The 7,144-nt window shown below is 70.9% G+C and carries 6 protein-coding genes; 1 reads left to right on the plus strand and 5 read right to left on the minus strand.

Annotated elements, in window-relative coordinates:
- A partial coding sequence (locus OOT08_RS01015) for an HNH endonuclease signature motif containing protein (protein ID WP_325090728.1) occupies window positions 1-769 on the plus strand: 769 nt, incomplete at its 5' end.
- Window positions 770-833: 64 nt separating this feature from the next.
- Here OOT08_RS01015 and gatB read toward each other — a convergent pair.
- The 5 genes from gatB to ligA all read right to left on the minus strand — a co-directional run bounded on the left by gatB (window position 834) and on the right by ligA (window position 7,059).
- Window positions 834-2,354, minus strand: a complete 1,521-nt coding sequence (gene gatB / locus OOT08_RS01020) for an Asp-tRNA(Asn)/Glu-tRNA(Gln) amidotransferase subunit GatB (RefSeq protein WP_325090729.1) — start codon at window positions 2,352-2,354, stop codon at window positions 834-836.
- The gene (gene gatA / locus OOT08_RS01025; protein WP_325090730.1) at window positions 2,354-3,892 is read right to left on the minus strand and encodes an Asp-tRNA(Asn)/Glu-tRNA(Gln) amidotransferase subunit GatA; all 1,539 of its coding nucleotides are present in this window, start codon (window positions 3,890-3,892) and stop codon (window positions 2,354-2,356) included. The genes gatB and gatA overlap by 1 nt, the downstream gene beginning before the upstream one ends.
- The gene (gene gatC, locus OOT08_RS01030; protein WP_325090731.1) at window positions 3,892-4,215 is read right to left on the minus strand and encodes an Asp-tRNA(Asn)/Glu-tRNA(Gln) amidotransferase subunit GatC; all 324 of its coding nucleotides are present in this window, start codon (window positions 4,213-4,215) and stop codon (window positions 3,892-3,894) included. Before gatC ends, gatA begins: the two co-directional genes overlap by 1 nt.
- 109 nt (window positions 4,216-4,324) lie before the next feature.
- Window positions 4,325-4,666 (minus strand): hypothetical protein, encoded by a 342-nt coding sequence (locus OOT08_RS01035; RefSeq protein ID WP_325090732.1) that lies wholly within the window; start codon window positions 4,664-4,666, stop codon window positions 4,325-4,327.
- On the minus strand, window positions 4,663-7,059 hold the full coding sequence (gene ligA / locus OOT08_RS01040) for an NAD-dependent DNA ligase LigA (RefSeq protein ID WP_325090733.1): 2,397 nt from the start codon (window positions 7,057-7,059) through the stop codon (window positions 4,663-4,665). The genes OOT08_RS01035 and ligA overlap by 4 nt, the downstream gene beginning before the upstream one ends.
- Window positions 7,060-7,144: the final 85 nt, after the last annotated feature.

The following is a 7,144-nucleotide window of genomic DNA, read 5'->3' on the forward strand; positions in this document are numbered from 1 at the left end:
CGACGTCGCTGACCCCGAAGCAGGAACCCTGACTCATACCGGTGTGCGCTTCGAACCGGTCACCGGCGCAGACACGAAAGGCCCGAGCGGCACCAGCACCGACCCCACCCCCGACGACCGCACCCCCGCCCAGCGCACCCTGGACCGCCTCATCGACGGCATTCGCGCGCACCTCGCCGAGCGCAACGCGGGAGTGGCCACGGGGGCCAGCACCCTCGTCAACATTCACGTCAGCGCCGAATCTCTCCAGGACGGCACCGGCCCGGCCTGGGCGGACGGCATCTTCGCGCCGCTCTCCGCGGAGACCGCGCTCCGGGAGCTCTGCGACGGCAAGCATGCGATCACGATCTTCGGAACAACCGGTGCCGTCCTCGCGCAGGGGCGCGCGCAACGGCTGTTCACCCCGGCGCAGAAGCTCGCCCTGGCTGCCCGGGATGGCGGCTGCGTCTGGCCCGGCTGCGACGCACCGCCCACGGACTGCGACGCTCACCACGTGATTCCGTGGAGCGAACACAATTTGAACGGGCCCACCGATGTGAAAAACGGGGTGCTACTGTGTCGCTTCCACCACCGGCGCATCCACGAACACGCGCGCGACGGCCTCGGCGCGGAGCACCGCTGGACGATCCGAATGATTCGCGAGCTGCCGCATTTGATCCCGCCCGAGCGGCTCGACTGGAATCGCACCCCGCGCCCGCTCGGCAGGAGACGCACCGGCGTCAGGCACCGCACCCGGGGCCGGAGCCCCGCGCGCGATCATGCTCGCTAACACGACACCGGCCCGCTCCGAACGAGTCGGAGCGGGCCGGGATCAGGCACTGGGCGTTGCGGGGTTACTCCGCCGAAGCGGCGCGCTCCAGGACGAGCTCACGCACCCGGCCAGCGTCAGCCTGACCGCGCATCGCCTTCATGACGGCGCCGATGACCGCGCCTGCGGCCTGCACCTTGCCGTCCTGAATCTTGGCGAGAACATCGGGCTGCTGCGCGAGCGCCGCGTCAATGGCCTCGATCAGGGGGCCGTCGTCGGAGACGATCGCAAGGCCACGGGCCTCGACGATTTCCTCGGCGGTGCCCTCGCCCTCGATAAGTCCAGCAATCACCTGACGCGCGAGCTTATCGTTCAGCGTGCCCGCGTCAACGAGCGCAACCACCGAGGCCACCTGGGCACCCGTCAGGAGGCTCGTGACCTCAGCGCCGCGGTCGTTCGCGATCCGAGCGATCTCGCCCGTCCACCACTTCCGCGCAGCCTGCGCTCCGGCTCCGGCGGCGACCGTCTCCTCGACGGCCTCCAGCAGACCCGAGTTCACGACATCCTGGAACTCCAACTGCGTGAAGCCCCAGTCGGCGCGCAGGCGACGACGGCGAAGCGTGGGGTGCTCGGGCAGCGCGGCGCGCAGCTCCTCCACCAGCGCACGGTCCGGCACCACGGGCATCAGATCGGGTTCCGGGAAGTAGCGGTAGTCGTCGGCGTCGGACTTCGGGCGGCCCGCAGAGGTCGCGCCCGTGTCCTCGTGCCAGTGCCGCGTCTCCTGCGTGATCGCGACGCCCTCGGAGAGCAGCTGCGCCTGGCGCTGGATCTCGTAGCGAACGGCGCGCTCGATGGAGCGCAGCGAGTTCACGTTCTTCGTCTCGGTGCGCGTGCCGAGCACGCTCATCCCGGCGTCCTCGTTGCCCCGCGGCCGCAGGGAAACGTTCGCGTCACAGCGCAGGTTGCCCCGCTCCATGCGCGCGTCAGAAATCCCGAGCGCGATCACCATGTCCCGGATCGTCGAGACGTACGCCGCGGCGATCTCCGGGGTCTCGGCCTCGCCACCGAAAATCGGGCGGGTGACGATCTCCACGAGGGGCACCCCGGCACGGTTGTAGTCAACCACCGAGGAGGATGCGCCCTGGATCCGACCGGTCGAGCCGCCCTGGTGGGTCAGCTTTCCGGCGTCTTCCTCCATGTGCGCGCGCTCGATCGGGACGTGAATCACGCGCCCGTTGTCCAGCTCGACCTCGACGGAGCCGTCGACGGCCACGGGCTCGTCCGACTGCGAGATCTGATAGTTCTTGGTCATGTCCGGGTAGAAGTAGTTCTTCCGGGCGAAGCTCGACGACTCGGGAATCTCGCAGCCGAGGGCGAGGCCCAGGCTGATCGAGTAGCGCACCGCCTGCTCGTTCACGACGGGCAGGGCCCCCGGGAGCCCCAGGCATGCCGGGGTCAGGTTCGTGTTCGGCTCGTCGCCGAAGGCGTTCGGCGCGGAGGAGAACATCTTCGTCTTCGTGCTGAGCTCGATGTGCACCTCGAGGCCGATCACCGGCTCGAACAGCTCCAGCGCGCGGTCGTAGTCCATCAGTTTGGCTTGAGCCATTACTCGGCCGCCTTTCCAAGTGCGGGGGCCAGCGACCAGAACGGCGCGGCGTGCTTGTCTTCAATGAGCCGCTCGATCGCGGCGCCCACCCGGTACAGGCGGTCATCGGCCTGGGCCGGTGCCATGATCTGCAGGCCGACCGGCAGGCCGTCCTCCTCGGCGACGCCGATCGGCAGGCTCATACCCGGCAGACCGGCGAGGTTCGCGGGGATGGTCGTGGCATCGTTCAGGTACTCCGCCATCGGGTCGCTCTCGGTCTGGCCGAGGGGCTTCGCGGTGGTCGGCGCGGTGGGGCTGATCAGCACGTCGACGCGCTCGAAGGCGGCGTCGAAGTCCCGCTGGATCAGGGTGCGCACCCGCTGGGCCGAACCGTAGTACGCGTCGTAGTACCCCGCGCTGAGCGCGTAGGTGCCGAGGATGATGCGGCGCTTCACCTCGGGGCCGAAGCCCTGCGCGCGCGTGGCGCTCATGACCTGCTCGACCGTGCCGCCGCCCTGGGGCTCCACGCGGAGACCGAAGCGGACCGAGTCGAACTTGGCCAGGTTGCTGGAGGCCTCGGCGGGGAGGATCAGGTAGTACGCGGCAACGGCGTACTCGAAGTTCGGCGCGTCGATCTCAACGATCTCTGCGCCCTGAGCGGTGAGCAACGCCACGGTCTCTTCGAAGCGGGCGCGAACCCCCGCCTGCACGCCGTCGCCGACGAGCTGCTTGACGATGCCGACCTTCAGGCCCTTGAGCGGCTCGCCAGCGGCGCCCTCGCGGGCGGCGGCGGCCATCGAGGGCCACTCGACGGGCATCGACGTGGAGTCGTGGGCGTCGTGCCCAGCGACCACGTCGTGCAGCAGGGCCGTGTCGAGCACGGTGCGACCGCAGGGGCCGACCTGGTCGAGCGAGCTCGCCAGCGCGATGGCCCCGTAGCGGCTCACGCCGCCGTAGGTGGGCTTCACGCCGACCGTTCCGGTCACGTGCGCGGGCTGTCGGATGGAGCCACCGGTGTCGCTGCCGAGCGCCAGGGGCGCCTCGAAGGCGGCAACCGCGGCCGCGGAGCCGCCGCCGGAACCGCCGGGCACGCGGTCCCGGTTCCAGGGGTTGCGGGTGATGCCGTAGCCGGAGTTCTCGGTGCTGGAGCCCATGGCAAACTCGTCCATGTTCGTCTTCCCGAGCGCGATCATGCCCGCGGCGCGCAGCTTCGCGACCGGGGTGGCGTCAAAGGGCGAACGGTAGCCCTCGAGGATGCGCGAGCCCGAGGTGGAGGGCATGTCGGTCGTGACGAGCACGTCCTTGATGCCGACCGGAACCCCGGCCAGCTCGTGCAGCTCCTCGCCCGCGTCGCGGCGGGCGTCGATTGCGGCGGCCGCGTCAATCGCGCCCTCGTTCACGTGGATGAAGGCGTTCAGGTCGCCGTCAACGGCCGCGATGCGGTCCAGGTGGGCCTGCGTGGCCTCCACGGCGCTGAGCTCGCGCGCGGCGAGCTTCTGGGCGAGATCCGCGGCGGTCAGCCGGACGATCTGCTCGGTGTGCGTTGCTGACGCGCCCATTACTGCTCCTCCCCGAGAATCGCGGTCACCTGGAAGCGGCCGTCGGTCACGGCGGGCGCGTTGCGCAGCGCCTCTTCCTGCGTGATCACGTCGGCAACCACATCGGGCCGCGTCACGTTCACGAGCGGGAACGGGTGGCTCGTCCGCGGCACATCCGGGGTCGCCACCTCGCTCACCTTGGCGATGTTCTGCACGATCTGCTGGAGGTCGCTTGTCAGGGTGGTCACTTCGTCATCGGTGAGGGCGATGCGCGCGAGGCCGGCCAGGTGCTGGACGGTCTCCGCGGTAATCTCCCCGGCACCGGAGGTGCTGGTCTCAGGCATGCTGCTCCACGGGATAAGTCAACGGTTTGGCTCCAGTCTACCGCTGTGCCACCGACCCGCCCGGTGCCGCGCCCCCGTTCTCGTCTCGGGGCGCTCCACGGCCCCCGGTTCAGTGCGTGCCGGGGCCGGACAGGACGGCGGGCAACGCGAACACGAGGCAGATCAGCTGTGCCCCGACCATCATCGGCCAGTACCAGCCCGGCGCCGGGATTCGGGCGCGTTCGGCGCCGGAGCCGTCCCGCTTCCCGGCCACAAACTCGGGCGAGGTGGCGACCGCGACCATCAGGGTGACCGAGATCGCCCCGAGCAGCCACGTCGGCATCTCGCCGCCGTTTCCGCCGCGACCAAACGGCGACGGCACCGGTCCCGGTTCGATCAGGCTCAGGATGGCCCAGAGCGCGATCGCTGCGAGAAACGCCGCGACCGTGCCCCGGGGGAGCCGGGCGATCATGCCCCCGTGTCTCCCGCGGCCTCGGCCGGCGCTGCGTCAGCACGCGGGGGCAGGGCGTCCGGACCCGCGGTGACGAGGATCGCGAACTCGGCGGCGTCCAGGAGGCGGATCCCGAGCTCCTCGGCCTTGGCGGCCTTGGATCCCGCGCCGGGTCCCGCGGCAACGAAGTCCGTCTTCTTGGAGACGCTGCCCGCGGCCTTCCCGCCCGCGGAGATGATGGCTTCCTTCGCGCTCTCGCGGGTGAAGCCGTCGAGCGTGCCCGTGGCGACGACCGTGAGCCCGCTGAGCACCCCGCCCGTGGCCTGCTGGCCCACGCCCGGGTGCCCGGGAATCCGGAAGGGAACCCCGGCGGCGCGCCAGCGGGCAATGATCTCGCGGTGCCAGTCCTCGTCGAGCCAGCCGAGCAGCGACTCGGCGATCGTCTGGCCGACGCCGTCCACCGCGGCAAGTTCCTCCGCGGTGGCCGCCTCGATCGCGTCGAGCGAGCCGAAGTGATCGGCGATCGCGCGGGAGGCCACCGGGCCAACGTGCCGGATATTCAGCGAGACGAGGAACCGCCAGAACGGCTTTTCCTTCGCCAGCTCCAGCTGTTCGAGCAGCTTGATCGCGCCCGCGGAGGGCACCTCGTCAACCGTGCCGAAGAAGGGGCCCTCGGGATCGAAGGCGGGGTCGCCCTTCTTCTCCTCGCGCTTCCGGCGGAAGGGGGCGATGATGCGCGCCTCCCCCGTTTCCTCGTCGCGCTTCGGCTCCCCCGTCTCGGGGTCGAGCACCTCGGTGTCCACGGGGAACAGCAGTTCCAGGCTCAACGCAAACAACCCGGCCTCGCCGACCCGGCCGTCGGCGTCGGTGAGCGGGGCGCGCTCCGGGCGCACGGGTTGGGTGAGGGCGACCGCGGCGACCTCGCCGAGCCCCTCCACGTCCAGCGCGCCGCGCGAGCCGATGTGCTCGACTCGCCCGCGCACCTGAGCGGGGCAGCTGCGCGCGTTCGGGCAGCGCAGATCAATGTCGCCCTCCTTCATGGCCCGGAGCGGCGTGCCGCACTCGGGGCACTCCGCGGGCATCACAAAGTCGCGCTCGGAGCCGTCCCGCAGCTCCGCTACCGCCCCGAGGATCTCGGGGATCACGTCGCCCGCCTTTCGGAGCACAACGGTGTCGCCGATCTTCACCCCCTTCGCCTGCACGACCTCCTGGTTGTGCAGGGTGGCCTGGCGCACGGTCGACCCGGCGACGAACACGGCGTCGACGACGGCGTAGGGCGTGACCCGTCCGGTGCGGCCCACGCCGACCCGGATGTCGACGAGGCGGGTCCGGACCTCCTCGGGCGGGTACTTAAACGCGATGGCCCACTTCGGGGCCCGGCTCGTGACCCCCAGCTCGCGCTGCTGCTCCAGGGAGTTCACCTTGACGACGACGCCGTCGATCTCGTGCGCGAGCCCCTGCCGCTTCGCGCCGAACTCGGCAACATACTCGCGCACCTCGGCGGCGGTCGCCACCACGCGGAAGTGCGCGGAGATGGGCAGCCCCCAGCCCGCGAGCTGTTCGTAGCGCTCGGACTGCGTCTCGGCCGTGCGGTCCGGCCAGGCCCCCGTGCCGTGCACGGTGAGCTCCAGGCCCGACAGCGCCTCGCGCATGAGCCGCAGCTGCTGCGCGTTTTTCTTGTCGGCCTTCTGCCGGAGGGATCCGCTTGCCGCGTTGCGCGGGTTCACGAAGCGCTTCTCCTCGGAGGGCTTGCGCGCCTTCGGATTCGTGCGCAGGGCCTCCTCGTAGGCCGCCTGCGCGGCGAGGTTCAGCCGGTCGCGGGTCTCGTTGAGCGCCCGGAACGTCTCCAGCGGGAAGAAGAGCTCCCCGCGCACCTCGACCAGCTCGGGCGGGGTGTCCGTGGCGAGCCGGTGCGGGATCGCGGGGATCTGGAGCACGTTCTCGGTCACGTCCTCCCCCGTCACGCCGTCGCCGCGGGTCGCGGCGGAGACCAGGCGGCCCCGCTCGTAGCGGAGTGAGAGCGCGAGCCCGTCGATTTTGAGCTCGCAGAGGAAGCGCACCGTGCTGCCCGCCTCGGCCGCGGTCTTCGCGAGCCACTCGGCGAGCTCCTCGTCGGAGAACACGTTATCGAGGCTCATCATGCGCTCCGCGTGCGTCACCGGGCTGAACAGTTCGGCGGGGGCACCGACGGTGCGCGTGGGGCTGTCCTCGGCGATCAGCTCGGGGTGCTCCGTTTCCAGCGCGGCGAGCTCCGCGAGCAACGCGTCGTACTCCGCGTCCGCGACGAGGGAGGTGTCCCGCCCGTAGTACGCGGCCGAGAGCTCCCGAAGCCGGTCGCTCAGGTCGGCGATCCGGGCCGCGGCGGCGCTGTCGTCAGCCTGCGGTGGGGTCGAAGCGTGGGGCTCGGCGGTCATCTCGTTCTCCGGGTTCTGCGGCGGTGGGCTGGGTCGCTCGGCGGCCGGCCGTGCGGTGGGGCGGGGCAAAGCGGGGTGAAACGGT

It is taken from the genome of Leucobacter sp. M11 (genome assembly GCF_035726885.1).
Lineage (GTDB): Bacteria > Actinomycetota > Actinomycetes > Actinomycetales > Microbacteriaceae > JAPFRB01.

Coding starts and splice junctions, on each gene's coding strand:
- gatB (WP_325090729.1), bottom strand. CDS start 2,354: ATGGCTCAAGCCAAACTGATGGACTACGACCGCGCGCTGGAGCTGTTC.
- gatA (WP_325090730.1), bottom strand. CDS start 3,892: ATGGGCGCGTCAGCAACGCACACCGAGCAGATCGTCCGGCTGACCGCC.
- gatC (WP_325090731.1), bottom strand. CDS start 4,215: ATGCCTGAGACCAGCACCTCCGGTGCCGGGGAGATTACCGCGGAGACC.
- OOT08_RS01035 (WP_325090732.1), bottom strand. CDS start 4,666: ATGATCGCCCGGCTCCCCCGGGGCACGGTCGCGGCGTTTCTCGCAGCG.
- ligA (WP_325090733.1), bottom strand. CDS start 7,059: ATGACCGCCGAGCCCCACGCTTCGACCCCACCGCAGGCTGACGACAGC.